The organism is Streptomyces sp. CA-135486 (assembly GCF_050936555.1).
Taxonomy (GTDB): Bacteria; Actinomycetota; Actinomycetes; order Streptomycetales; family Streptomycetaceae; genus Streptomyces.
The window spans coordinates 611,389-635,905 of sequence record NZ_JBNJMM010000001.1; the positions used below are offsets into that span (position 1 = coordinate 611,389).

General features: G+C 69.6%; 21 protein-coding genes. 12 read left to right on the forward strand and 9 right to left on the reverse strand.

What is annotated here, in order from left to right; genetic code table 11:
• Positions 1-62: 62 nt before the first annotated feature.
• The 4 genes from ACQEVG_RS02915 to ACQEVG_RS02930 all read left to right on the forward strand — a co-directional run bounded on the left by ACQEVG_RS02915 (position 63) and on the right by ACQEVG_RS02930 (position 7,338).
• Positions 63-1,370 carry an acyltransferase family protein gene (locus ACQEVG_RS02915; protein WP_432976500.1) on the forward strand — a complete coding sequence of 436 codons (1,308 nt, stop codon included), beginning with the start codon at positions 63-65 and terminating at the stop codon, positions 1,368-1,370.
• A gap of 131 nt (positions 1,371-1,501) precedes the next feature.
• Complete coding sequence (locus ACQEVG_RS02920) at positions 1,502-3,307, forward strand: ABC-F family ATP-binding cassette domain-containing protein (RefSeq protein WP_432976503.1); 1,806 nt, start codon at positions 1,502-1,504, stop codon at positions 3,305-3,307.
• Positions 3,308-3,572: 265 nt separating this feature from the next.
• Complete coding sequence (locus tag ACQEVG_RS02925) at positions 3,573-5,378, forward strand: PQQ-binding-like beta-propeller repeat protein (protein ID WP_432976506.1); 1,806 nt, start codon at positions 3,573-3,575, stop codon at positions 5,376-5,378.
• Between the two features lie 85 nt (positions 5,379-5,463).
• A complete protein-coding gene (locus ACQEVG_RS02930) occupies positions 5,464-7,338 on the forward strand; it encodes a PQQ-binding-like beta-propeller repeat protein (RefSeq protein WP_432976509.1) in 1,875 nt (624 codons plus the stop codon).
• A 64-nt stretch (positions 7,339-7,402) separates the two neighbouring features.
• Here the strand turns inward: ACQEVG_RS02930 and ACQEVG_RS02935 are convergent, their stop codons facing one another.
• The gene (locus ACQEVG_RS02935) at positions 7,403-7,843 is read right to left on the reverse strand and encodes a hypothetical protein (protein ID WP_432976512.1); all 441 of its coding nucleotides are present in this window, start codon (positions 7,841-7,843) and stop codon (positions 7,403-7,405) included.
• A 223-nt stretch (positions 7,844-8,066) separates the two neighbouring features.
• Here ACQEVG_RS02935 and ACQEVG_RS02940 point away from each other — a divergent pair, with 223 nt between their 5' ends.
• The 5 genes from ACQEVG_RS02940 (at position 8,067) to ACQEVG_RS02960 (ending at position 13,199) form a co-directional block, all read left to right on the forward strand.
• Complete coding sequence (locus tag ACQEVG_RS02940; RefSeq protein ID WP_432976515.1) at positions 8,067-8,762, forward strand: helix-turn-helix transcriptional regulator; 696 nt, start codon at positions 8,067-8,069, stop codon at positions 8,760-8,762.
• Positions 8,763-8,996: 234 nt separating this feature from the next.
• Positions 8,997-10,040, forward strand: a complete 1,044-nt coding sequence (gene galT, locus ACQEVG_RS02945) for a galactose-1-phosphate uridylyltransferase (RefSeq protein WP_432976518.1) — start codon at positions 8,997-8,999, stop codon at positions 10,038-10,040.
• Complete coding sequence (gene galE / locus ACQEVG_RS02950; protein ID WP_432976521.1) at positions 10,037-11,008, forward strand: UDP-glucose 4-epimerase GalE; 972 nt, start codon at positions 10,037-10,039, stop codon at positions 11,006-11,008. Before galT ends, galE begins: the two co-directional genes overlap by 4 nt.
• Positions 11,001-12,107, forward strand: coding sequence for a galactokinase (galK, locus tag ACQEVG_RS02955; RefSeq protein ID WP_432976524.1), 1,107 nt, complete (start codon positions 11,001-11,003; stop codon positions 12,105-12,107). Before galE ends, galK begins: the two co-directional genes overlap by 8 nt.
• A gap of 315 nt (positions 12,108-12,422) precedes the next feature.
• Positions 12,423-13,199 carry a LuxR C-terminal-related transcriptional regulator gene (locus tag ACQEVG_RS02960; RefSeq protein WP_432976527.1) on the forward strand — a complete coding sequence of 259 codons (777 nt, stop codon included), beginning with the start codon at positions 12,423-12,425 and terminating at the stop codon, positions 13,197-13,199.
• On the opposite strand, the gene tamR is transcribed toward ACQEVG_RS02960, so the two are convergent.
• Positions 13,158-13,655 (reverse strand): MarR family transcriptional regulator TamR, encoded by a 498-nt coding sequence (gene tamR, locus ACQEVG_RS02965; RefSeq protein WP_360881784.1) that lies wholly within the window; start codon positions 13,653-13,655, stop codon positions 13,158-13,160. The two genes, ACQEVG_RS02960 and tamR, sit on opposite strands and share 42 nt — an antisense overlap.
• 131 nt (positions 13,656-13,786) lie before the next feature.
• Here tamR and ACQEVG_RS02970 point away from each other — a divergent pair, with 131 nt between their 5' ends.
• Together ACQEVG_RS02970 and ACQEVG_RS02975 are read left to right on the forward strand one after the other, a co-directional pair.
• Positions 13,787-14,608, forward strand: coding sequence for a trans-aconitate 2-methyltransferase (locus ACQEVG_RS02970; RefSeq protein ID WP_432976530.1), 822 nt, complete (start codon positions 13,787-13,789; stop codon positions 14,606-14,608).
• Complete coding sequence (locus tag ACQEVG_RS02975) at positions 14,608-14,988, forward strand: VOC family protein (protein ID WP_432976533.1); 381 nt, start codon at positions 14,608-14,610, stop codon at positions 14,986-14,988. Before ACQEVG_RS02970 ends, ACQEVG_RS02975 begins: the two co-directional genes overlap by 1 nt.
• A gap of 97 nt (positions 14,989-15,085) precedes the next feature.
• Here the strand turns inward: ACQEVG_RS02975 and ACQEVG_RS02980 are convergent, their stop codons facing one another.
• From ACQEVG_RS02980 to ACQEVG_RS02990, 3 genes are all read right to left on the reverse strand, one after another.
• The gene (locus ACQEVG_RS02980; RefSeq protein WP_432984995.1) at positions 15,086-16,762 is read right to left on the reverse strand and encodes an FG-GAP repeat domain-containing protein; all 1,677 of its coding nucleotides are present in this window, start codon (positions 16,760-16,762) and stop codon (positions 15,086-15,088) included.
• A 237-nt stretch (positions 16,763-16,999) separates the two neighbouring features.
• The gene (locus tag ACQEVG_RS02985; RefSeq protein WP_432976536.1) at positions 17,000-17,671 is read right to left on the reverse strand and encodes a TetR family transcriptional regulator; all 672 of its coding nucleotides are present in this window, start codon (positions 17,669-17,671) and stop codon (positions 17,000-17,002) included.
• Positions 17,668-18,648 (reverse strand): acyl-CoA desaturase, encoded by a 981-nt coding sequence (locus ACQEVG_RS02990; RefSeq protein ID WP_432976539.1) that lies wholly within the window; start codon positions 18,646-18,648, stop codon positions 17,668-17,670. Before ACQEVG_RS02990 ends, ACQEVG_RS02985 begins: the two co-directional genes overlap by 4 nt.
• Positions 18,649-18,870: 222 nt before the next feature.
• Here ACQEVG_RS02990 and ppc point away from each other — a divergent pair, with 222 nt between their 5' ends.
• Positions 18,871-21,600, forward strand: coding sequence for a phosphoenolpyruvate carboxylase (gene ppc, locus ACQEVG_RS02995; protein WP_432976542.1), 2,730 nt, complete (start codon positions 18,871-18,873; stop codon positions 21,598-21,600).
• Between the two features lie 94 nt (positions 21,601-21,694).
• Here ppc and ACQEVG_RS03000 read toward each other — a convergent pair whose 3' ends face one another.
• The 4 genes from ACQEVG_RS03000 to ACQEVG_RS03015 form a co-directional block, all read right to left on the reverse strand.
• On the reverse strand, positions 21,695-22,378 hold the full coding sequence (locus ACQEVG_RS03000; RefSeq protein WP_432976545.1) for a hypothetical protein: 684 nt from the start codon (positions 22,376-22,378) through the stop codon (positions 21,695-21,697).
• Between the two features lie 186 nt (positions 22,379-22,564).
• Positions 22,565-23,035 carry a hypothetical protein gene (locus ACQEVG_RS03005; protein ID WP_432976548.1) on the reverse strand — a complete coding sequence of 157 codons (471 nt, stop codon included), beginning with the start codon at positions 23,033-23,035 and terminating at the stop codon, positions 22,565-22,567.
• Between the two features lie 55 nt (positions 23,036-23,090).
• Positions 23,091-23,687, reverse strand: a complete 597-nt coding sequence (pth, locus tag ACQEVG_RS03010) for an aminoacyl-tRNA hydrolase (RefSeq protein WP_432976551.1) — start codon at positions 23,685-23,687, stop codon at positions 23,091-23,093.
• Positions 23,688-23,798: 111 nt separating this feature from the next.
• On the reverse strand, positions 23,799-24,395 hold the full coding sequence (locus ACQEVG_RS03015) for a 50S ribosomal protein L25/general stress protein Ctc (RefSeq protein ID WP_432976554.1): 597 nt from the start codon (positions 24,393-24,395) through the stop codon (positions 23,799-23,801).
• Between the last annotated feature and the right edge of the window lie 122 nt (positions 24,396-24,517).

Below are 24,517 nucleotides of genomic sequence, written 5' to 3' on the forward strand. Positions count from 1 at the left end.
CAGACACCGGTTGAGTACGCGCACCCTCACGCACCCCCTCGCCCCCGCGGCACCGTACCCCCATGGGATCAAGTGTTCGTGAGCTCGCCGCCGCAACACCCGGGACGCGGGACAGGTATGTCGACCTCCTGCGGGTCGCCTCGCTGGGGACCGTCGTGCTCGGGCACTGGCTGATGGCCGTCGTCACCGGCGACGGGGTCGGCAATCTCCTCGCCGTGGTGCCGGGGCTGCAACTGCTCACCTGGGTGCTGCAGATCATGCCCGTCTTCTTCTTCGTCGGCGGCTTCTCGCACGCTCTCTCGTACCGCTCCCTGCGCCGCAAGCAGCCCGACGGCTCGGTCTACTCCGCCTTTCTGCGGGCCCGCCTCCAGCGGCTCCTGCGGCCGACCGTGGTGTTCATCCTTGTGTGGGGCGCCGCCGCGCTGACCGTTCAACTCCTCGGCGGCGACAGCGGATTGACCGGCGTCGCCATGCGGCTCGTCGCGCAGCCGCTCTGGTTCATCGGGATCTACCTCGCGATGGTCGCCTTCACCCCGCCGCTGCTGAAGCTCCACGAGCGGTACGGCTGGGGGGCCTTCGGTCTGCTGATCGGCGGCGCGGTGGCAGTCGACCTGTTGAGGTTCTTCGCCCACGTGCCCTTCGTGGAGTTCCTGAACTTCGCCTTCGTCTGGCTCGCCGTCCACCAGCTCGGCTTCCTCCGCGCCGACGGCCGCATACGGAGGCCCGCGGCCCTCGCCGCCGCCGGGCTGGCCGGGGCCGCCGCGCTCGTCGCGTTCGGGCCGTACCCCCTGTCGATGGTCGGGATGCCCGGCGAGAAGGTCTCCAACATGGCCCCGCCCACCCTCGCGCTCCTGTGCCACGGGCTGTGGCTCGTCGGCGCGGTGGAGCTGCTCCGTTCGCCCGGCGCACGGCTGGCCGCCCGCCCGAAGGTCTGGCGCGGTGTCGTCGCGGCCAACGGGGTCGCCATGACCGCGTTCCTGTGGCACCTCACCGCGATGCTCGGGGTGTACGGCACGATGCTCGCCCTCGACGTCACGCTGCCCGCGCCCGCCACCGCCGCGTGGTGGGCCCAGGTCCCGGTCCGTATCGCCGCCGCGCTCGTCCTCACGGCGCTCCTGGTCGCGGCGTTCCGTTCCTTCGAGCGACCCGCGTCCGCCAAACCCGGCTCGGGCTCCGGCGGACCCGTCGCGGCGCTGGGGATCACGCTCTGCCTCTTCGGCGTCCTCGGCCTGTCGATGGTCGGCTTCGGCGGAATGCTGGAGGGCAAGACCGCGATGCTCGTCGCCGTACGCGTCACGGCCCCCGTCGCCGTCGCCATGGCCCTTGTCGGCTGGCTGCTCGTCGAACGCGCGGGCCGTCGCCAGGCTTAGGCCCGTCAGCTCGCGGGACCCGGAGCCGGCCCACCCCGTGCCCCTCGACCTTGATCGACGGCCGCACGATATTCGCACGCCCTGCGGCGACTAGGCTGGGACGTCGATCCATCCCCCGGTACAGGAGTGAAATGGCGACCAATCTGGTCAATGTCGAGGCAGTCAGCAAGGTGTACGGAACCCGTGCCCTGCTCGACGGAGTCTCCCTCGGCGTCTCCGAGGGGGATCGCATCGGCGTCGTCGGCCGCAACGGCGACGGCAAGACGACCCTCATCCGCATGCTTGCCAAGCTGGAGGATCCCGACACCGGGCGGGTCACCCAGAGCGGCGGCCTGCGGCTCGGCGTGCTCACGCAGCACGACTCGCTCGACCCCGCCGCGACCGTCCGGCACGAGGTCATCGGCGACCTGGCCGACCACGAGTGGGCGGGTAACGCACGCATCCGCGACATCCTCACCGGGCTCTTCGGCGATCTGCACCTGCCCGGCTTCGAGCAGGGCCTTGACACCGTCATCGGCCCGCTCTCCGGCGGCGAGCGCCGCCGTATCGCGCTCGCCAAGCTGCTCATCGCCGAGCAGGACCTGATCGTCCTCGACGAGCCCACCAACCACCTCGACGTGGAGGGCATCGCCTGGCTGGCCAAGCATCTGCAGGCGCGCCGCTCCGCGCTTGTCTGCGTCACCCACGACCGCTGGTTCCTCGACCAGGTCTGTACGCGGATGTGGGACGTCCAGCGCGGCTCGGTGTACGAGTACGAGGGCGGCTACAGCGACTACGTCTTCGCGCGCGCCGAGCGCGAGCGCATCGCGGCCACCGAGGAGACCAAGCGGCAGAACCTGGTGCGCAAGGAGCTGGCCTGGCTGCGGCGCGGCGCCCCCGCCCGTACCTCCAAGCCGCGGTACCGCATCGAGGCCGCCAACGAGCTGATCGCCGATGTGCCGCCGCCCCGGGACACCAGCGAGCTGAGGAAGTTCGCCGGCGCCCGCCTCGGCAAGACCGTCTTCGACCTGGAGAACGTGACGGTCCAGGCCGGACCCAAGGTGCTGCTGAAGCATCTGACCTGGCAGCTCGGTCCCGGCGACCGCGTCGGCCTGGTCGGCGTGAACGGCGCGGGCAAGACCTCGCTGCTGCGCGCGCTCGCCGATGCCGCCCGTACGCAGGGCGACGCACAGCCCGCGGCCGGCCGGGTCGTCGTCGGAAAGACCGTCCGCCTGGCCTACCTCTCGCAGGAGGTCTCCGAACTCGACCCGGATCTGCGCGTGCTGGAGGCCGTCCAGCGAGTGCGCGACCGCGTCGATCTCGGCAAGGGCCGGGAGATGACGGCGGGTCAGCTGTGCGAGCAGTTCGGCTTCACCAAGGAGAAGCAGTGGACGCCCGTCGGTGATCTGTCCGGCGGTGAGCGCCGCCGGCTCCAGCTGCTGCGGCTGCTGATGGACGAGCCGAACGTCCTCTTCCTCGACGAGCCCACCAACGACCTCGACATCGAGACCCTGACCCAGCTGGAGGACCTGCTCGACGGCTGGCCGGGCTCGATGGTCGTCATCTCCCACGACCGGTTCTTCATCGAGCGGACGACGGACAAGACGTTCGCGCTGCTCGGCGACGCGACCCTGCGGATGCTGCCGCGCGGCATCGACGAGTACCTGGAGCGCCGCCAGCGGATGCTTCAGACCGCCGCCCCGGCGGCCGTCGCGGCTCCCGCTCCCGCCGTCAAGGAGAGGTCGGCGGCCGATGCCCGTGCGGCGAAGAAGGAGTTGCAGAAGATCGAGCGGCAGCTCGACAAGGTCTCCGAGAAGGAGTCCAAGCTGCACGGCCAAATCGCCGACAATGCCACGGACTTCGAGAAGGTGGCGAAACTGGACGCGGAGCTTCGGGAACTGGCGGGCGAGCGCGAGGAGTTGGAACTGCGCTGGCTGGAGCTCGCCGAAGAGGCGTAGAGAATCCGTGGCGATTTCGCCGGGCTGATCGGCGGGCAGAGGCCGAGCCCCGGGCGTAACAGCAGCATCACGGGCCGGTCCTCCCTTGGGAACAGGGGTGCACCGGCCCGTCGTTCGAGAGTGCCCGAGTGATACAAAGAACTCCCGCTCGACTGACGTAAAACAGCGGAATCCATGTCCGAAACACTCCTTTCCGGGTCGAGTGCTCGCCGGAATAGCGGGGGAGTCCGGCCGGGCAGCGGACCGTACGAAGGGGGAAGCGCTGATGACTCAGCCGCCCAGCCAGCAACCGCCGGGGGGCTTCGGAGCTCCGCAGGACCCTCAGCACGGGGTTCCTCAGCCGCCCGCGCAGCCGCCCCAGATGCCGCCCGTCCCGCAGGGACCGCCGCAGACTCCGCCGCCCGCGGCCCCTCCCGGCGCACCTGGCTACGGCTATCCGCAGCAGCCGCCCGCTCAGCCGGGTTACGGCTACCCGCAGCAGGCACCCGGCCAGCCGGGTCCCTACGGTCATCAGCCCGGGCCGTACAGCCAGCAGCCGGGCCCGTACGGCCAGCAGCCGGGGCCCTACGGCGGCTACCCGACGCAGCCGCAGTACCCGGGCGCACCCACCCCGCCCGGCGGCGGAGGCGGCAACTTCTTCACGAAGAAGCCCGGCATCATCATCGCCGCAGCGGTGGCCGGACTGCTGGTGATAGGCGGCGGGACCTACCTGGCGGTCAGCGGCGGTGACGACAAGAAGGACGACAAGCAGAACGTCGGCAAGAGCGACGGCCCCAAGCCGTCCGGCTCGCAGTCCGTCGACCAGGGCGACGGCAGCGGTACCGGCCGGGACGGTGACGACGACCTCAACGCCGGGCGCAAGCCGGGCGAGGCGAAGGTGCTGTTCCTGACGAAGAACGACGTCGACCTGCCGCGCAACGGCGCCGAGGTGTTCGGGCCGTGGACGGCCGGCGACATCGTGGCCAAGGGCATGTACAAGGAGGTCGTCGGCTACTCGGCCGCCGACGGCAAGAAGAAGTGGACGCTGCCGCTCGCTGCCCAGATCTGCTCCGCGCCGAGCCAGACCACGACCGACGGCAAGATCGTCGTGGGGATCAAGGACGGTCTCACGGAGAAGGCCAAGTGCCTGGTGCTCCAGCAGATCGACCTGAAGACCGGCAAGGCGGGCTGGAAGAAGTCGATCCCGGAGGGCAGCGGCTTCTCCGCGCTCTCCGACTTCACCCTGTCGATCAGCGGCAACACCCTCGCGGCGGGCGGCTCCGGCAACTCCTACGGCTTCTCGATGACCGACGGCAGGCAGCTCTTCAAGGGCCCCACGGAAGGCTGCAAGCCGTTCGCCTTCGCCGGCGGCCCCAAGCTGTTCGCCGCAGCGAGCTGCCCCACCTCGGACTACGACAAGCCCAAGCAGCAGCTGTCGGAGGTCGACCCGGCCACGGGCAAGGCCAAGTGGACGTACAAGACCCCCGTCGGCTGGGAGATCGACAAGGTCTACTCGGCCAGCCCGCTCGTCGTCTCCATCACGCAGCGTGAGCCGAAGAAGTGGGCCATCATCGCCCTCAAGGACAACGGCACACTGCGCTCGCAGATCGCGGGCGGCAAGGACAAGTTCCAGCCGCGCTGCGGTGGCGGATTGGTGGTCTTCGGCCGGAACCTCGAGGGCTGCACCGGTGTCGCCGCCGACGCCTCGAACTTCTACATGGCGACCGAGACCGCGTACGGCACGGCCAATGAGGTCGTGGCGTTCAGCCTGGACACCGGCAAGGAGAAGTGGCGTTCGCCCGCCGGTGGCGAGCGCAAGATGACGCCGCTGCGCATGGAGGGCGGGAACGTCCTCGTCTACATGGACGCGAAGTACGACGCGGGCGGCGCGGTCGCCGCGATCGCTCCGACGGGTGGCGCGCCGAAGGTGCTGCTCCAGCACCCGGCCTCGACCGCCGAGATCGAGAGCTCCTTCTTCTCCGCGCACATGGCGTACGCGGACGGCCGGTTCTTCCTCGCCAGCGGCCGCGTCAGCGCCAGCAATGACGCGGAGGAGAAGGAGACGAAGACCATGATGGCCTTCGGCAAGTGACCGCGCACTGACCGCGCACTGAGCTCGCACTGAGTCATTCCGCCCCAACTCCCTTTCGCCAGCATCCTTTCGAGGTACGTACGCCATGACGCAGCCGCCCCCGCCGCCCAACCAGCCCCCGCAGGGAGGCGGGTTCGGCGCGCCCCAGGACCCTCCGCCAGGAGGTTTCGGAGCCCCGACGCCGCCCCCGCAGGACCCTTCGTACGGCTATCCGCAGACGCCGCCGCCCGCCCAGCCTCCGCAGGCGCCGCCGCCCGCTCAGCCTCCGCAGGCGCCGCCGGGGCAGCCCGGTTACGGCTACCCCCAGGCCCCCGGGCAGCCCGGCTACGGCCACCCGCAGGCTCCGGGCCAGGCGCCGGGCTACGGCTTTCCCCAGACTCAGCCCGGTCAGCCCGGTCAGCCCGGTCAGCCGCCGGGACAGCCGGGCTACGGCTACCCGACGCAGCCCATGCAGCCGCAGTACATGCCGCCCCAGCCCGGCGGCAGCGGCGGCAAGAAGCTGAGCACGCAGATGCAGATCATCATCGCGGCGTCCCTCGCCGTGGTGCTGATCGTCGGCGGCGGCATCTGGTTCGCCTCCTCCAACGGCGGCGACAGCAGGAAGGACGAGAGCAAGAGCAGTTCGGGCGGCGGATCCGAGGGCTCCACGGGCGGCGACAAGAACGGCGGCAAGGCCGCCGACGGCCCCGGCAAGGAGAAGGCGCCCGCGAACATCCACTCCAAGGTGGCCTTCCAGCTGCCGGAGCCCGCCCGCACCGACATCACCAGCGTCAAGGGCTCCTGGGTCACGGACAAGGCCTACGTCAAGCCCGGCATCAACTCCCTCGTCGGCCACGACGCGGCCAAGGGCACCCCGCTGTGGACCCTCCCGCTCCCCGGCCAGATCTGCGCGGCCTCCCGCCATGTCTCCGAGGACAACAAGGCCGCGATCATCTTCGAAGCCGCCAAGCGGCTTCCGCCGAAGAACTACCAGCCGTGCACCGAGGTCGGCGTCGTCGACCTCGGCACCGGCAAGCTGCTGTGGAGCAAGTCCGTCAAGGGCGACAAGTCCGGTGACGACAAGGCCGAATTCAGAGAGGTCACCCAGAGCGGCAGCACGGTCGCCGCGGGCGGCACCGACGGTGGCGCGGCCTTCGACCTCAACAGCGGCGCGGTCCGCTGGAAGCCCACGGTCAATGCCGAGGGCTGCTACGACATGGGGTACGGCGGCGGCCCGGCGCTCGTCACGGCCCGCAGGTGCGGTACGTACGACAACCCGCAGGTCACCATCCAGGGCCTGAATCCGGACAACGGCACCCCGACGTTCTCGTACAAGCTGCCGGCCGGCGTCGGGTACGCGAGCATCGTCTCCACCAAGCCGCTGGTCGTCGCCGCCGACGTCGGCGACACCGGCTCGGAGGGTATCTCGGACTTCTTCTCGCTCGACGAGAAGACGGGTGCGCTGAAGGCCAAGATCTCGGCCACGGGTGACAAGTTCCAGGCGCGCTGCGACTCCACCGAGGTCGAGCAGTGCCAGAAGGTCGTCGTCGGAAACGGCCGGATCTATCTGCCGACCGCGGACCACGAGGGCTCCGGTGAGTACGGCGACACCAATGAGATCGTCTCCTTCGACCTCGCCACCGGAAAGCCCACCAGCGACCGCGCGGACGCGGGCGACCGGTACACGATGTTCCCCATCCGCATGGACGGCGGCAACATCATCGCGTACAAGTGGCCCCCCTACGACAAGGGCGGCCAGGTCATCAGCATCGACGGCAGCACCTTCAAGCAGACGGTGCTGGTGGAGAACCCGGCCGACAAGGCCGTACGGGAGGCGGAGACCAGCTTCACCACGGACTACGCCGAATACCGCTATGTGAACGGCCGGTTGTACATCGGTGCGGTTCTGATGAGCAAGCCGTCGTCCTCTTCGTCCTTCGGGAAGAGGTACCTCGCTGTCGCCTTCAGCACGGCGGACTGATCGCGCAGGCACACGTAAGGAGGGCCCCGCCGATCAGCCGGCGGGGCCCTCCTTCGCTCTGCACTCAGCTGGTGCGCGAGTCGTCAATCGGGTTCCTCTTGACCTCTGAGTCCAGGCAGGTGTAGATGGAGCCCCCCTTGACCTTGCAGATGCGGATCCACGCGTTGAGGGGACCGCGGCCGGTGATCGCGAAGGTCTGATGGTTCAGCCCGGTGCCCGATCCGGTGGTGACCGTGTGCAGGGGCCAGACGTGCCTGCCTTCGGCCGAGGACTCGGTCACAAGCTGGATGCCTACGGGGTAACCGTCGGCCCTGGTGTCCTGGATGGAGAGACCGACGGGGTCGAGCCGGTCGTTGCGCCATGTCCAGCCTGCGACTGCCTTGGCCCACGTAGTTGTCAGGCGCACCTCGCTGTTGGCCGCGGCGTGTGCGGGCGCTGCGAGGGTGGGTATGGCGAGAGCAGCGATTACTGACGCCAGAGCGACAGAAACACGACGAACGCGCATGTATTTTCTCCCGTTTGAATGATCCACTTGGTCGAGCCGCAACATCCTAGGGCAACACCTTTGGCCTAGGGTTCTGGGTTGTTGGGCAACTTGCCCTGGACCATGTGTATTTCGGTGGTCCGAGGGTTTCTGGCCCATAAGGGGCGCGCACGGCAGACCAAGCGTGTAGCTTGCCGGGGCAGAGGGCCGGGGGGCCAGCACCAGCGGGGATTGGGGTTGCTCGATGGGCGTGCGGCTCATGGTGGTGGACGATCATCGACTGCTCGCCGAGGCGCTCGCCTCGGCCTTGAAGCTGCGCGGGCACCGGGTTCTCGCCGCGGCGGCCCCCGCGGCCGGCGCGGCCGAGCTGGTGATCAGCAGGGCGCCCGAGGTGTGCCTGCTGGGCACGGCGACGCCCGCCGAGCCGGGTGCTTTCGACCCGATCGTCAAGATCAAGCGGGAGCGGCCGCAGGTCGCCGTGGTGGTGCTCGGCCCGGTGCCGAGCCCGCGCGGGATAGCCGCGGCCTTCGCCGCCGGCGCCTCCGGCTATGTACGGCACGACGAGCGCATCGAGGGCGTCGAACGCGCCATGGTCAAGGCGCGCGCGGGCGAGGCGGTGGTGGCTCCGCAGCTGCTGCAGGGTGCGTTCGCCGAGCTGCTCAACCCGGCCGCCCAGCCGGACGACGAGGGTCAGCGGCTGCTTCAGATGCTCACCCCGCGCGAGGTCGAGGTGCTGGTCCGGGTCGCCGAGGGTGAGGACACCCGGCTGATCGCGGCCGGCATGGGGATAGCACCGAGCACGGCCCGTACGCATGTGCAGCGGGTGCTGATGAAGTTGGGCGTCGGCTCCCGGCTCGAGGCGGCGGCACTGGCCGCGCGCACCGGGCTGCTCGACCGGGCCGCGATCGTCTCGGCGTCGCCCGGACCGGCAGCGCAGTAGCGACCACACATCGTCGGACAGGGTGTGCCCGCCGCGCGCCGTTTCGTCGGGCGCAGCTTCGGCCCGCGCACCTGGCTGCGCTGTTCGCGCGCCGTATACCGCCTGGTCAGGACCGCCTGTCCGGGGTGTCTGTAAGCGCTCTCTATGGCGCCGGGCGTGCCCATTGACGCCGCCTGTTGGCTTGTGGTTTGTTGTGTGCGGTTCTGTTTGTTGGGAGGCTGAGGGAGCCCCATAGTGAAGAAGACTTCGACCCGGCTAGCCGACGGTCGTGAGCTGCTCTACTACGACTCCCGCGATGACGCCGTACGCGACGCCGTCGACCGGCGCCCGCTCGATCCCATCGCCACCACCTCCGAGATCCGTCACGACCCGCTGCTCGGCGACTCGGTCACCATCGCGTCGCACCGCCAGGGCCGCACCTACCATCCGCCGGCCGACGAATGCCCGCTCTGCCCCTCCCGCAACGGACGCCTCAGCGAGATCCCGGCCGCCGACTACGACGTCGCCGTCTTCGAGAACCGTTTCCCCTCACTCGCCGGCGCCCGGGGCCGCTGCGAGGTCGTCTGCTTCACCTCCGACCACGCCGCCTCCTTCGCCGACCTCGGCGAGGAGCGGGCCGCGCTGGTCCTCGACGTCTGGACCGACCGCACCGCCGAGCTCGCCGAACTCCCGCAGGTGAAGCAGGTCTTCTGCTTCGAGAACCGGGGCGCGGAGATCGGCGTGACGCTGGGGCATCCGCACGGCCAGATCTACGCGTACCCCTTCGTGACGCCGCGGACCTCGCTCATGCTCCGCTCGGCCGCCGAGCACCGGGCGAGGACCGGCCGCAATCTCTTCGACGACATCGTCGAGCGGGAGCGCCTGGCGGGCTCGCGTGTGGTGCTGGAGGGCGAGCACTGGCTCGCCTTTGTGCCGTACGCGGCGCACTGGCCGTACGAGGTGCATCTGTACCCGCGCCGGCGCGTGCCGGATCTGCGGGCGCTGGGCGGCGCGGCACGCACAGAGTTCCCACAGATCTATCTGGAACTCTTGAGGCGCTTCGACCGGATCTTCGGGGAGGGCGAACCGCCGACGCCGTACATCGCGGCCTGGCACCAGGCCCCCTTCGAGGAGGCCGGCCGAGGTGACTTCGGGCTGCATCTCGAGCTTTTCACCATCCGCCGCACTTCCGGCAAGCTGAAGTTCCTCGCGGGTTCGGAGTCCGGTATGAGCGTGTTCATCAATGATGTGCCGCCGGAAACCGCGGCCGAGCGACTGCGAGAGGTAGCGAGTACATGAGTGGGAAGTACCTGGTCACCGGCGGTGCGGGCTATGTCGGCAGCGTGGTCGCCCAGCACCTGCTGGAGGCGGGCCGCCAGGTGACCGTCCTCGACAACCTCTCCACCGGCTTCCGGGAGGGCGTGCCCGCGGGCGCGGACTTCATCGAGGGAGACATCCGCGACGCCACCGAATGGCTGGACTCCACATACGACGCGGTGCTGCACTTCGCCGCGTTCTCGCAGGTCGGCGAGTCCGTGCTGAAGCCCGAGAAGTACTGGGACAACAACGTCGGCGGGACGATGGCGCTGCTGGCGGCGATGCGTTCGGCGGGGGTGCGCACGCTGGTCTTCTCCTCCACCGCGGCGGCGTACGGCGAACCGGTCTCGACGCCGATCACCGAGTCCGACCCGACCGCGCCGACCAGCCCGTACGGCGCGTCGAAGCTGGCCGTCGACCACATGATCACGGGAGAGGCGGCGGCGCACGGTCTGGCGGCGGTGTCCCTGCGGTACTTCAACGTGGCGGGGGCGTACGGCGGTTGCGGCGAGCGCCATGACCCCGAGTCGCACCTCATTCCCCTGGTGCTCCAGGTCGCCCTGGGCCGGCGGGAGTCGATCTCCGTCTTCGGCGACGACTATCCGACGTCGGACGGGACCTGCGTACGGGACTACATCCATGTCGCGGACCTGGCTCAGGCGCATCTGCTGGCGCTGGACGCGGCGGTCGCGGGCGAGCATCTGATCTGCAACCTCGGCAACGGCAACGGCTTCTCGGTGCGGGAGGTCATCGAGACGGTACGGGAGGTCACCGGGCATCCGGTCCCGGAGGTCGTGGCCGATCGCCGGGGCGGCGACCCCGCGGTGCTCGTCGCATCAGCCGCGACCGCGCGCGAGCGGCTCGGCTGGAACCCGTCCCGCGCGGATCTGGCGGGGATCGTGGCGGACGCATGGGAGTTCGCCCGGGCGAGGGAGAGCGCGCATGAGTGACGGAGTGTGGGCGGCACCGGGCCGGGTGAATCTGATCGGTGAACACACCGACTACAACGACGGCTTTGTGATGCCCTTCGCGCTGCCGCACACCACCGTCGCGACCGTTTCCCGACGGGACGACGGTGTGCTGCGGCTGCACTCGGCAAACGTCGCGGGCGGCGCGGTCGAACTGCGCGTCGACGATCTCGCGCCGGGCCGCGGCCCCGGCGGCTGGACCGACTACCCGGCGGGCGTGGTCTGGGCGCTGCGGGACGCGGGCCATGCGGTGGGCGGGGCGGACATCCACTACGCGTCGACGGTGCCGACGGGGGCCGGCCTCTCCTCCTCGGCGGCGCTGGAGGTCGTCACCGCGCTGGCGCTGAACGACCTGTACGCACTGGGTCTTGAGCGGTGGCGGATGGCGCGGCTGTGCCAGCGTGCCGAGAACGTGTACGTCGGTGCGCCCACCGGGATCATGGACCAGACGGCGTCGGCGTGCTGCACCGAGGGCCATGCGCTGCACCTGGACACGCGGGACCTCGCGCAGCGCCAGATCCCCTTCGACCTGGCGGCGAGCGGCCTCGAACTGCTGGTGGTCGACACCCGCGTCAAGCACGCGCACAGCGACGGGGAGTACGGCAAGCGCCGGGCGGGCTGCGAGTCGGCTGCGGCCGCACTGGGTGTCCCGGCGCTCCGGGACATCCCGTACGAGGGACTTGTGGCGGCCCTCGACCGGCTGGCCGACCCCGGGCTGAGGCCCCTGGTCAGGCACATCGTGACCGAGAACCACCGCGTCGAGCGGGTGATCACTCTGCTGGAGGCGGGCGAGGTCCACGCGATAGGCCCGGTCCTGACGCAGGGCCACGCATCTCTGCGGGACGACTTCCGTGTCTCCTGCCCGGAGCTGGACCTGGTGGTCGAGACGGCGCTGGAGGCGGGGGCACTGGGGGCGAGGATGACGGGGGGCGGTTTCGGCGGCTCGGCGATCGTCCTGACGGACATGTCGCAGTCCGGGACGGTACGCACGTGTCTGTCGGAGTCGTTCGCGTCGGCGGGCCACAAGGCTCCCCGGATCTTCACAGCGACCCCTTCGCGAGGCGCTGCGCGCGTGTCCTGACGGAGCGATTCGGGCCCTTCGCCGGGCAACCGGCGTCGATCTTGGTCGACTTCCGTCTCAATACGAAACATCTGGCACACCGTAAACAGCCTGGCCAATCAGTTCTGCAAATAGGCTTCCGCTCCAGCCCCCCAGCCGTACGCTGATGCTCAGCACCGGTGGGGGCCGGTGTTGATCAGGGGGCGAGACAGTCGGGTACGACGCCCGGGGTGGGGTATCAGTCACAGCACGGCGGCGGCCGAGCGACCGCTGTATTACCCCATTTCTCCGGGCGCCGTACCTGCGCCGGTCCGTCCTCCGACACTGGGGGTGTCTGTGGTTCGTATCCGGGTCCTGGTCGTGGACGACCACCGAATCTTCGCCGAGTCGCTCGCCGCCGCGCTCGCGGCCGAGCCCGACGTCGACGTCGCGGCAGCAGGCAGCGGTCCCGCCGCGCTGCGGTGCCTGGAGCGGGCGGCCACCGAGGGGCGCAGATTCGACGTCATGCTCGTCGACGCCGACCTCGGTGCGCAGGTGGTGCCCGGCGCCCGCCCGGTCGTCGCCCGTGCGGTGCCGGACAACGGCGAGGACGGTCTCGTCGACGGCATTTCGCTGGTCGCCGGCGTCCGTTCCGGCCAGAGCGCGGTGCGTACCGTCGTGCTCGCCGAGAAGGACGACCCCCGCCGCGCCGCCCTCGCACTGGGGGCCGGCGCCTCCGGCTGGGTCGCCAAGGACTGCTCTCTGCAACGGCTGCTCGCGGTGATACGGGGAGTGCTGCGGGACGAGACACACCTGCCGCCCGCCCTGCTCACCGGCGTACTGCGGGAGTTGACCGCGGCCCGCAAGCACCGCACCGAGAGCGAGCGGCTGGTGGAGTCGCTCACGCCGCGCGAGCGGGAGGTGCTGCGCTGTATGGTCGCGGGCCTGGGGCGCAAAGCCGTGGCCGAGCGCCTGTTCCTGTCCCCGCACACCGTCCGCACGCATATGCAGAACGTGCTGGGGAAACTGGGCGTCCACTCCACGCTCGCCGCCGTCGCCCTCGCGCGCCGGGCGGGCGTCGGCCCGGTCGACCTAGCCGGGGATGTTGTCGAACGGGGCGGTCAACTGGCGTAGCAGGGCGGCCAGTTCCGCCCGCTGCGCCCGAGACAGCTCGGCGAGGATCGCGCGCTCCTGTGCGAGCAGCCCGGCCAGCGCCTGATCGGCGCGATCCCGCCCCTCGGGGGTGAGGCGCACCAGCACCCCCCGGCGGTCGCTGGGGTCCGGCAGCCGTTCGACGAGGTCCTTCTTGGCCAGGCGGTCGATACGGTTGGTCATGGTGCCCGAGGTGACCAGCGTCTGGGTCAGCAGCTGCCCCGGCGAGAGCTGGTACGGAGCCCCCGCGCGCCGCAGCGAGGTCAGCACGTCGAACTCCCACGGCTCCAGATTGTGCTCGGAGAACGCGAGCCGGCGGGCCCGGTCGAGATGGCGGGCGAGCCTGGAGACACGGCTGAGCACCTCGAGCGGTTCCACATCGAGGTCGGGGCGCTCACGGCGCCATGCTGCGACCAGTCGATCGACCTCGTCCTCCATGTCGATCAGTGTAAAGGGTCTGTCGACGTGAAGTCTCTTGACATCAAGATATATTCGGGCGCAGGCTTGGGCATGGTCGGGCCGGAACCTCGTTCCGCTTCGGCACACCGTTCCTGCAAGGGGGCTCGAACATGCATTCCGAACCAACCTGGGACCCGCACCAGTACCTGCGCCACGCCGGTCACCGGACCCGGCCGTTCCTGGATCTGCTCAGCCGGATCCCGCGGCTGCCGAACGGGGAACGGCCCGCCCGTATCGCGGACATCGGCTGCGGCCCGGGAAATGTCACCGCTCTCCTCGCCGACCGCTGGCACACCGCGCACATCACCGGCTTCGACCTGTCGCCCGAGATGCTCGCCATCGCCGAGAAGGAGCACGCCGGAACCACGGCGGGCGGCGGCTGGCTGGAGTTCAGGCTCGCCGATGCCGCGCACTGGACGCCCGACGAGCCGTACGACTTCATCGTCTCCAACGCCGCACTGCAATGGGTGCCCAATCACCCCGAGTCCTTCCCCGTCTGGATCGACGGCCTCGCCCCCGGCGGCACCTTCGCCTTCCAGGTCCCCGGCAACTTCACCTCACCCAGCCACGCCATCCTCGGCGAGCTCTGCGAGAGGCCGCAGTGGCGCGGCCGCCTGGGCGACCACGGACGCCGCTTTGTGCACATACTCGAGCCGGCCGACTACCTCGGCCGGCTTGTCGACCTCGGCTGCGAGACGGACGTCTGGGAGACCACCTACCTCCAACTCCTGGGCGGTGAGGACCCGGTGCTCGACTGGGTCAAGGGCACGGCCCTGCGCCCGGTCCTCACGGAACTCGCCGACGATCACGAGGCCACGAACGAATTCCTCGGCCAGTACCGCGACCTGCTCCGCAAGGCATATCCACGCGGCCCGCACGGCACGGTCTTCCCGTTCCGCCGGATATTCGCCGTCGCACGAAAGGGGTTCTGATGCTCGCCGCCGTCGACCACGTCCAACTGGCCGCACCTCCCGGATCGGAGGACACCCTGCGCGCGTACTACGCGGACGTGCTGGGCATGTCGGAGATCCCCAAGCCCCCGGTCCTGGCCGCCCGCGGCGGCTGCTGGTTCGGGGCAGGGCCCGTCCAGCTCCATCTGGGCGTCGAGGAGAACTTCCGGCCGGCGAAGAAGGCCCACCCGGGGCTTCGGGTCACGGACATCGAGGCGTACGCCGCACGGCTGGAGGAGCGCGGTGCGAAAGTGGTCTGGGACGACGACCTCCCCGGTCATCTCCGCTTCTACTCCGAGGATCCGGTGGGCAACCGGCTGGAGTTCCTGGAGCCCTCACCTGAGGTCAGCGGTACCAGGTGACGTTGGCATCGGAGGCGAGCGGGCTGGGCACACAGAAGCGCCCCGCCGCCGGGTGACCGGCAACGGGGCGTTCTGTGACGTCGGATCGGGATCCGGATCAGTACAGCGTGCTGTACGTGTTCCAGCCGTTGCCGAGCTTGGCCTTGGCGCTCAGTCCGCCGGTGCCGTTGGAGGTGTAGCGGTACAGCTCGCCCGCCGAGTTCGCGCCGAGCAGGTCCGCCCGCCCGTCACCGTTGAGGTCGCCGGGCGCCGCCAGCTTGTTGTACGTGTTCCAGCCGGAGCCGATCAGCGACTTCGCCTTGAACGGCGCGGAGGACACGCCCGTGCCCGCGTACAGGTACAGGTTGCCGTCGGTGGCGCGGGCCAGCAGGTCGCCGCGGCCGTCGCCGTTGACGTCACCGGCGCCGACCAGCTTGTTGAAGGTGTTCCAGCCGCTGCCGACCTTGATACGGGCGGCGAACGCCGTGCCCTGGCCGTTGCCGCGGTACAGATACAGCGCGCCGGAGCCGTCCCGCGCCAGCAGATCGCCCTTGCCGTCGCCGTCCAGGTCGCCGGGGCCGGTGAGCAGGTTGTAGATGCCCCAGCCGCTGCCGATGGTCTGCGCATTGCCCGAGGTGTGGCTCAGGTTGTAGAGCGTGCCGTTGTAGAGCTCCAGCACGTCACCGAAGCCGTTGGTGTCGAGCGAGGAGGCGAAGGTGAGCTTCGCTCCCTTGAAGCCGCCGACCTGGCTCGCCTGGTCACGGGCGCTCAGCAGGCCGTTGTTCAGCGAGTAGTACGTGAACAGCGTCCCCTGGGTGTCCAGGCCGAGGACCTCGTCCTTCCCCCAGTGCGGATTGTTGCCCGCCCCGGAGAACTGCGAGGCCACATTCCAGCCCGAACCGCCCTGGACCCGGGGAAGGAACGCGCCCGTGCCGCTGGACTCGTACGTCCACAGCGCGCCCGACGGCGTACGGGCCACGAGGTCACCGAGACCGTCGCCGCTCGTGTCGTCGAGGCTGAAGAGCTGGTTGTAGCCGTTCCAGCCGGACCCGACCTTGACCCGGGGCTTGAACGGGGACGTGGGGTTCGGGTTGCCCGAGTAGAAGTACAGGTCGCCGCCCGGCGTACGGGCGAACAGGTCCGCGATGGCGTCGCTGTTGACGTCGTTCACGCCGACGATCTGGTCGTACGCGCCCCAGCCGGAGCCGATCTTGACCCTGGCGGCCATCGGGGCGGCCGCGCCCGGCGTGGTGCGGTACAGGTAGAGATCGCCGGACGGCGTGCGCGCGAGAATGTCACCGCTGCCGTCACCGGTCAGGTCGCCGGGCGAGAAGACCTTGTTGTACGCCTGCCAGCCCGTGCCGGACCAGAAGATGCTCGCCCCGTTGACGGAGCTCGCGTACGCGTTGAGGCGGCCGTTCGCCGACAGGGTGAAGTGGACCGGGTTCGCCTGGAGTCCTCCGACCGAGAAGACATCCTTGTAGGTCTCGTTGAGGTCCTGGTAGACGCCGGCGTCGAAGGGGTACTCGTACGCCCCGGTGCCGCTGTACGGCGCCACATAGATCTTGCCGTTGACCGCGCGGTAGATGAGGTCGCTGAAGCCGTCGCCGTCGATGTCGGCGCGCGTCTTGGCGACCGGGACGTCGTCCGCCTGCGCCGCGGCGCGCTGCTTGGCACCCGTGGACGTGGGCGCGGGAAGCGCCAGCTTCGGCTGCTGGGCGGTGGGCCTGGTCTGCTCGACCCCGTGGTGCGGCGCCGGCGTGCCGTCGGCCGCGGCCGGGACGGCGAGCAGCATGCCCGCCGAGACGGCCAGGGCCGTGCAGGCCGCGATCCGGCGGGCACGTCTGAAACGCACGCCGGCAGGGCGGCCGGGTTCCACAGAAGACAAAGGTCCCCCCCTGGGGAAAATGGTGGAACCGGGTTGAAGACGTTCGCAGTTGCTCTCTTTGAGTGGCGAACCGTTTCCCGGATGAGCCCGAATTCTACAACTGAGAAATCAGGGCCGGTAGACATGTCCGGGGCCGAGGAGGCGTCAGTTCCTGCGGTGACCTATCAGCCTCGGCTTCTGCTCCAGACCGTCAAGTCCATGCCATGCCAGGTTCACCAGATGGGCCGCGACCTCCGCCTTCTTCGGACGGCGGGCGTCCACCCACCACTGGCCGGTCAGCGCCACCATGCCGACCAGCGCCTGCGCATACAGCGGGGCGAGCTTCGGGTCGAAGCCGCGGGCCTTGAATTCCAGGCCCAGAATGTCCTCGACCTGGGTGGCGATATCGCTGATCAGCGAGGCGAAGGTGCCCGTCGACTGGGCGACCGGGGAGTCTCGCACCAGAATGCGGAAACCGTCCGTGTATGTCTCGATGTAGTCGAGCAGCGCGAACGCCGCCTGCTCAAGGAGCTCACGCGGATGTCCCGCGGTCAGCGCCCCCGTCACACTGTCGAGCAGCTGGCGCATCTCGCGGTCGACCACGACGGCGTACAGACCCTCCTTGCCGCCGAAGTGCTCGTACACCACCGGCTTGGAGACCCCCGCCTTCGCGGCGATCTCCTCGACGGACGTGCCCTCGAAGCCCTTCTCGGCGAACAAGGTACGGCCGATGTCCAGCAGCTGCTCGCGGCGTTCCGCGCCGGTCATCCGGACTCTGCGCCCCCGGCGGGGCCTGTCGCTGCTGGTACTTCCTTCGGTCGCCACGTTGTCAATCATGCCGCTTCCGCCGCCTCCTCCTTGCGTCGGGCTTCGATACGGGAGGCATTCGGCCAGCGGACGTCATAGGCCCAGCCCAGCTGCTCGAACCAGCGGATCAGCCGGGCGCTGGAGTCGACCTGGCCCCGCAGCACGCCGTGCCGTGCGCTGGTCGGGTCGGCGTGGTGCAGGTTGTGCCAGGACTCGCCGCAGGACAGCACAGCCAGCCACCACACGTTGCCCGAGCGGTCGCGGGACTTGAAGGGCCGCTTGCCGACCGCATGGCAGATGGAGTTGATCGACCAGGTCACATGGTGCAGCAGCGCGACCCGGACCAGCGAGCCCCAGAAGAAGGCGGTGAACGCGCCCCACCACGACATCGTCACCAGACCGCCCACCAGCGGCGGGATCGCGAGCGAGAGGATCGTCCAGTAGATGAAGTCACGGGAGATACGGCGCAGCGCCGGGTCCTTGATCAGATCGGGCGCGTACTTGTGCTGCGGCGTCCGCTCCTCGTCGAACATCCAGCCGATGTGCGCCCACCACAGGCCCTTCATCAGCGCGGGGAGCGTGTCACCGAAGCGCCACGGTGAGTGAGGGTCGCCCTCCGCGTCGGAGAACTTGTGGTGCTTGCGGTGGTCTGCGACCCAGCGCACCAGCGGGCCCTCCACGGCCAGCGAACCCATGACCGCGAGCGCGATCCGCAGCGGGCGCTTCGCCTTGAAGGAGCCATGGGTGAAGTACCGGTGGAAGCCGATCGTGATGCCGTGGCAGCCGATGTAGTACATCGCCACCAGCAGGCCCAGATCGAGCCAGCTCACCCCCCAGCCCCAGGCCAGCGGCACCGCCGCGAGCAGGGCGACGAAGGGCACCGTGATGAACAGCAGCAGGGCGATCTGCTCGATCGACCGCTTGCTGTCCCCGCTGAGCGTGGCATAGGGGAGGTCGGCCGACGACGCCTTCGGGACGTCGTCCAGCAGATCGGGGCTTGTCGTCATGAGGGTCCCCTGTGGGGTGAGAGGTAGAACCGAAGCCGCGCTACGGATCCGTAACCTACGGCAACGTAAGTATGGCAGCGTGCGGCCCCGCAGCAAGAGACCTGTGGATAACGGCGGCGAACGTCAAAGAAAAGGCCACCTATCCTGGGTGTCGTCGGACAGCGCGGTCCGCAGCCTCCAGACCCCTCCAGACGTGCTCAAACACTGCAAGGAGCCGCACCTGTGAGCAGTGCCGACCAGACCCCCACCGCCAGCGCCGAACTGCGTGCCGACATCCGCCGACTGGGCGACCTGCTGGGCGAGACCCTCGTCCGGCAGGAGGGCCCCGAGCTCCTCGAGCTCGTCGAGCGGGTCAGGGCCCTGACGCGCAGCGACGGTGAGGCCGCAGCCGAGCTGCTCGGCGACACCGACCTGGAGACCGCAGCCAAGCTGGTGCGGGCCTTCTCCACCTACTTCCATCTGGCCAACGTCACCGAGCAGGTGCACCGCGGCCACGAGATGCGCGAGCGGCGGGCCGCCGAGGGCGGGCTGCTCGCCCGCACCGCGGACATGCTCAAGGACGCCGACCCCGAGCATCTGCGCGAAACCGTGAAGAACCTGAACGTGCGGCCCGTCTTCACCGCGCACCCCACCGAGGCGGCGCGGCGTTCCGTACTGAACAAGCTCCGCCGGATCGCCGAGCTGCTGGAGGCCCCCGTCAGCCCCGCCGACCGGCGCCGGCACGATCTGCGGCTCGCCGAGAGCATCGACCTGATCTGGCAGACCGACGAGCTGCGGGTCGTCCGCCCCGAGCCCGCTGACGAGGCGCGCAACGCGATCTACTACCTGGACGAGCTGCACGCGAACGCCGTCGGCGACGTCCTGGAGGACCTCGCCGCCGAGCTGGAACGGGTCGGCGTGGAACTGCCCGCAGGCACCAGGCCGCTCACCTTCGGCACCTGGATCGGCGGTGACCGCGACGGCAACCCCAACGTCACCCCCGCCGTGACCTGGGAGGTGCTGATCCTCCAGCACGAGCACGGCATCACCGACGCGCTGGAGTCCATCGACGCCCTGCGCGCACTGCTGTCCAACTCCATCCGCTACACCGGCGCGACCGAAGAGCTGCTGACCTCCCTCCAGAGCGACCTGGAGCGCCTTCCGGAGATCAGCCCCCGCTACAAGCGGCTGAACGCCGAGGAGCCGTACCGCCTCAAGGCCACCTGCATCCGGCAGAAGCTCGTCAACACCCGCGAACGGCTCGCCAAGGGCACGCCGCACGAGCCGGGCCGCGACTACCTCGGCACGGCCGAGCTGCTGCAGGACCTGACCCTGATCCAGACATCGTTGCGCGCGCACCGCGGCGGGCTCTTCGCCGACGGCCGCCTGGACCGTACGATCCGCACCCTCTCCGCCTTCGGGCTGCAGCTGGCGACCATGGACGTACGCGAGCACGCGGACGCGCACCACCACGCTCTCGGGCAGCTCTTCGACCGGCTCGGCGAGGAGTCCTGGCGGTACACGGACATGCCGCGCGACTACCGGCAGAAGCTGCTTGCCAAGGAACTGCGCTCACGGCGGCCGCTCGCGCCGACGCCCGCCCCGCTGGACGCCGCGGGACAGAAGACGCTGGGGGTCTTCCACACCGTCAAGGAAGCCTTCGAGCGGTTCGGCCCCGAGGTCATCGAGTCGTACATCATCTCGATGTGCCAGGGCGCGGACGACGTCTTCGCGGCCGCGGTGCTCGCGCGGGAAGCCGGTCTGATCGATCTGCACGCGGGCTGGGCGAAGATCGGCATCGTGCCGCTGCTGGAGACGACCGACGAGCTGCGGGCCGCGGACGTGATCCTGGACGAGATGCTGGCGGACCCCTCGTACCGCCGTCTCGTCTCCCTGCGCGGAGACGTCCAGGAAGTCATGCTCGGCTACTCGGACTCCTCGAAGTTCGGCGGCATCACCACCTCGCAGTGGGAGATCCACCGCGCCCAGCGGCGGCTGCGTGACGTCGCGCACCGGTACGGCGTACGGCTGCGGCTCTTCCACGGCCGCGGCGGCACGGTCGGCCGCGGCGGCGGCCCCTCGCACGACGCGATCCTCGCGCAGCCGTGGGGCACGCTGGAGGGCGAGATCAAGGTGACCGAGCAGGGCGAGGTCATCTCCGACAAGTATCTGATCCCGTCCCTGGCCAGGCAGAACCTGGAGCTGACGGTCGCGGCCACGCTCCAGGCGTCCGCGCTGCACACCGCCCCGCGCCAATCGGACGAGGCACTCGCCCGCTGGGACGCGGCGATGGACACCGTCTCCGACGCGGCGCACGACGCCTACCGGCGCCTGGTCGAGGACCCGGACCTGCCCGCGTACTTCTTCGCCTCCACGCCGGTGGACCAGCTCGCCGAGCTCCACCTCGGCTCGCGCCCGTCCCGCCGCCCGGACAGCGGGGCCGGTCTCGACGGGCTCCGCGCCATCCCGTGGGTCTTCGGCTGGACGCAGTCGCGGCAGATCGTGCCGGGCTGGTTCGGCGTCGGCTCGGGCCTCAAGGCGCTGCGCGAGGCGGGTCTGGACACGGTCCTGGGCGAGATGCACGAGCAGTGGCACTTCTTCCGGAACTTCATCGCGAACGTCGAGATGACCCTGGCCAAGACGGACCTGCGGATCGCGCGTCACTACGTCGACACGCTCGTCCCCGAACACCTCAAGCACGTCTTCGCCGCGATCGAGGCGGAGCACGCGCTGACGGTGAGCGAGGTTTTGAAGGTGACGGGCGGGGAGCGGCTGCTCAGCTCGAACCCGGCGCTGCAGCAGACGTTCGGGATCCGTGACGTGTATCTGGACCCGATCTCCTACCTCCAGGTCTCGCTGCTGGCCCGCCAGCGTGCGGCGGCGGAACGGGGCGAGGAGGCGGACCCGTTGCTGTCACGGGCGCTGCTGCTGACGGTCAACGGCGTGGCGGCGGGCCTGCGCAACACGGGCTGACGTCCACGCCGAAGCACAAAGCCGAAGCACAAAGCCGAAGCACAAAAAGGGGCGCCTCCCGCCGGAGTCTTCCGGCGGGAGGGCGCCCCTTGTGTCAGTGCTGGCGACCGGTGCGGCGGCGGGCCAGCAGGTAGCCGCCGACCGCCACCAGAGCGGCCGCGAGGGAGGCGAGCACGCCGACGGGGGCGCCGTTGCCCGTCTCGGCGAGGTCACCGCCCGGGCTCGGGGCCGAGGTGGGCTTCGTGTCGGCCGGGGAGGTCGACTGGTCGTCCGCGGGAGTGGACGGCTTGTCGGACGGCTTGTCGGACGGGTTCTCGCTGGGCTTGTCACTCGGCTTGTCGCTGGGCTTGTCACTCGGCTTTGAGTCGTCGGCCTCGCAGTCGGTCCAGAAGACCTTGTGCTTGGCCCTGCCGTGCTCGCCGTCGAAGTTCCAGAACAGCTTGTAGTGACCGTCGGGCAGGTTCAGATCCGAGGTCCTGCCATGACCGGCCCCGTCGAGCGTCAGCGAACCGGACGTGACCGTCCCGCCCTTGACCCCGGCCGTCGGGGCCCAGGCCTCGATGTGCCAGTCGACCTGCTGACCGCCGTCGAAACCGAAGGCGTCGAGATAGAAGGAGCAGACGTGCGGCTCGTTCTTGCGGAGTTCTTCACCGGTCTTGGCGTCGTGGATCTTCACGGTGCCGTTGTCGCCGGGAGGGGTGGCGTGCGCGGCCGGAGCGGCCAGCAGCGAGAGCGCCGCTGCCGTCACCAGGGCGCCGGTGGACGTGAGGGTGCGCATGGGCAATCCAACGTGAGAGAGGGCGGATGCCGTGGGGGGCGGCTCAGCGTCCTGTGAACCCGTGAGCAGGTCAAGATGCGCGGTGACGCATCCGCCCCAAGAGCCGCGCCTTGTCCCAATAGTCCCGGATAACGATCAGGTGAATGTGACGTTCCGGTACGGCGTTCCGGCAAGGAGTCCAGCGGCTCAGAGCGCGAAGAACGCCCCGACCAGCAGAGCACCGCCCGCCGCCGCCATCGCCCACGCCGTCCGCGTCAGTCTCATCCCACCGCCGACGACCAGGGCCGCAAGAAGCAGCGCGCCTCCCATCGGCAGCCAGGCGTGCAGGGCGCCCGCCGTGCCCGTGCGGACCACCTCGTCCGTGTCCGGCTTCACCACCACCGGAAGCTTCGCACCCTTCTTCACGCCGACCGACTTCTCGATCGTCATGCCCTTGCGGGGCCCCGGCGAGCCCTCCGGGTCGTACGGGCCCGTGCAGGTCTTCTCGTCGCAGCTCGCGACCGTGATCGTGCCGTGCTCGCGGCCCTTCGCGAGCAGAACGTGCTGCGCCGTGCCCCACGACGACCAGAAGCCGGCCACAAGGAGCAGCAGGGCGACGAAGGCCGTCGCCGCGTGGCGGGCGTGGACCAGTAGGCGGTGGGGGGAACTCCGCTTCATGGGGCGCGATCCTTGGCCATGTAACCGCGCTCGGTCAACTTATGCCCCCGCCTTATCAGGAGTTATAGGTACTTTGAGCCCGCTCCAGGCCATCGATCGCCAGAGCCTCCACCGCATCCGCCGCCCGATCCACGAAGTATCCGAGCTCCTTGCGCTCCGCCGACGAGAAGTCCTTGAGAACGAAGTCCGCGACCTGCATCCGGCCCGGCGGACGGCCGATCCCGAAACGCACCCGGTGATAATCCGGACCCATCGCCTTGGTCATCGACTTCAGACCGTTGTGCCCGTTGTCGCCACCACCCAGCTTCAGCCGCAGCATGCCGTAATCGATGTCCAACTCGTCATGAATCGCAACAATGTTGGCGACCGGCACCTTGTAGAAATCGCGCAACGCCGTCACCGGGCCGCCCGAAAGATTCATGTACGACATCGGCTTGGCGAGAATCACCCGCCGGCTCGCCGGACCCGGCGGTCCGATCCGCCCCTCCAGCACCTGAGCCTGCGCCTTCGGCGCCCGCTTGAACGAGCCGCCGATGCGCTCCGCCAGCAGGTCGGCCACCATGAACCCCACGTTGTGCCGGTTCGCGGCATAACCGGGCCCGGGATTGCCCAGGCCCACGATGAGCCAGGGAGCGTTGGCGTCGGTCGTCATCTCGCGGCGTCTCCTCGCGTACGTACAGGGAGTTCGGGGAGTTCGGGAACAGGGAAACGGGGTGGCGGGCCGAAGCCCACCACCCCGTCCGCGTCAAGCAGAGCGTACGGCTCAGACCTCGGCGGTCTCTTCCGCCTCGCCCTCGGCACCCTCGGCGGTCGGCTCCTCGGCCTGCGCGGCCAGGACCTGGAGGACGACGGTGTCGTCCTCGACGGCCAGGGTCGTGCCGGACGGCAGCGGCACGTCCTTGGCGAGGATGGAGTCACCGGCCTCCAGGCCGGCGATGGAGACCGTGACGGACTCGGGAATGTGCGTGGCCTCGGCCTCGACCGGCAGGGCGTTCAGCACGTGCTCGACCAGGTACGCACCCGGGGCCAGTTCGCCCTCGGTGTGCACGGGGATCTCGACGTTGACCTTCTCGCCGCGCTTCACGATGAGCAGGTCGACGTGCTCCAGGAAGCCCTTGATCGCGTCGCGCTGCACCGACTTCGGGATGGCCAGCTCAGTGCGGCCCTCGATGTCCAGGGAGATCAGGACGTTCGGCGTACGCAGGGCGAGCAGCAACTCGTGACCCGGCAGCGTGATGTGGACCGGGTCGGAACCGTGACCGTACAGAACACCGGGAACCTTGTTCTCGCGGCGGACGCGACGCGCCGCACCCTTGCCGAACTCGGAACGAATCCCGGCGGCGAGCTTCACCTCGGACATGTGCACTCCTCGTATTGCAGAAAAATCTGGTGGCGGTCACCCGGCCACGACAGGCCTGCTACGAAGAGCGCGTCGATAACGGACCGCCGTACAGATGAGTACGGCCTCCCTCGCCGAGCAAC